Consider the following 1,068-nt stretch of genomic DNA (forward strand, 5'->3'; position numbering starts at 1 on the left):
GCTGCGACGGTGGAAATATCGCCGCCCGTAGCCGGGTGCCCCCAAGCAACCACCGAGCCATCCCGGCACAACGCAGCGAAACTCCAGGAACTGCCCACCACCTGGACGATGGTCGACAACATGGCGATCTCGCGGGGAACCGTCCCGCCATTGTCCGGATGGCCCCACGCGACAACGTTCCCACTGCTCAGACGGGCACAGAATGCATGCCCGGTGCTGGTGACCTCCACCACATTGGTCAAGCTCTGGATACTTTCCGGCACCTTGCCGCCGTGCGTTTCCGCGCCCCAGGCACGCACCGCGTTGGTCTCCAGCAAGATGCTGAACGCTTGCACAGTGGTAGCCCCCAACGCCTTGACGTTGGTCAGCATGGCAATTTCCGCTGGCACCGTACCACCGTAGGTAGGGCTGCCCCACGCAATCACGCTCTCCGAGCCACCACCGTCACGCAACGCGGCAAAGGCTCCGTAATTGCCGATGACTTGAACGATATCGCTCATGTCTTCCTGCCCGGGCAGCAGCACCCCGCCGTGGTGTAAATTGCCCCACGCCACGATATGCCCGGTGGCACGCCGCGCCGCGAAGGCCGAGACCGTACCGTATAGTTCCACATAATCCTTGTGCTTCTCGACCTCCGCCGGCACCGGAACGCCATAGCCCTCCGTGCCCCAAGCAAAAAGCCGTCCGTCACGTTTCTGCCCGACGAATGCGCCGTAAGTGCTTCTGACCTGAATGTAATCCCCACTCTCGTCAGGCGGCATGACACCACCGGCAGTCCCCCAGCACACCACACTGCCGTCACGTCGACGCGCCGCATAGGCGCTACCGGTACAGGAGACCTCGACGACATCCTTGATAGCCCTCAAGGTCGGGGACAGATCCCCACCATAGAGCGCGTGCCCCCAACCGACCATATCGACTTCCTTTTCAGTCCCCACCGTCACCTCATCACGCATGGCGATAAACGCTGCCACACCGACGAGTGCGTGGTCGGCACCATTACCGATGATATTGGCCGGGTTGAGCAGTACCGCGTCACTGGAGGAGCGCACATACAGTTTTAACCAC

Annotated in this window: 1 protein-coding gene; it reads right to left on the reverse strand. The window is 61.9% G+C overall.

The window, feature by feature from the left end; all coding sequences use genetic code 11:
* The coding region (locus DM374_RS32545) for an RCC1 domain-containing protein (protein WP_404821410.1) at positions 1-1,068 on the reverse strand (1,068 nt) is incomplete at both ends.

Source organism: Pseudomonas huaxiensis (genome assembly GCF_003231275.1).
GTDB lineage: Bacteria > Pseudomonadota > Gammaproteobacteria > Pseudomonadales > Pseudomonadaceae > Aquipseudomonas > Aquipseudomonas huaxiensis.